Source organism: Bacillus pretiosus, from assembly GCF_051294775.1.
GTDB classification, from domain to species: domain Bacteria; phylum Bacillota; class Bacilli; order Bacillales; family Bacillaceae_G; genus Bacillus_A; species Bacillus_A wiedmannii.
Window position 1 is genome coordinate 1 of record NZ_JBPPHF010000582.1, and the last position, 282, is coordinate 282.

Annotated in this window: 1 pseudogene; it reads right to left on the minus strand. The window is 31.2% G+C overall.

The window, feature by feature from the left end:
* Positions 1-45 precede the first annotated feature (45 nt).
* Positions 46-282: pseudogene (locus ACSG5Z_RS32250) on the minus strand (M56 family metallopeptidase); the annotation flags it as partial.

The following is a 282-nucleotide window of genomic DNA, read 5'->3' on the forward strand; positions in this document are numbered from 1 at the left end:
CCCTAAAGCACTACAATAAGTAGTGTTAATTCTTAAAAAAAGAGGCTATATGCACTCTCCGACAATAAGTACAATCGACATACAGAATAACCCTAATGTAACATATACCGAATTCGTATGTAACGGAATATTGAGCTTAACAACTTTTTCATTTAACACTTGCTCGATTCGTAAATTTATTGCTGTTTTTGCAAATGAAGCTGTCACACATCGATTTTCCATTGTCTATATTTTAATTAATTTTAATAACGCACTACCTAATTCGAATGAAGATTTCATCTT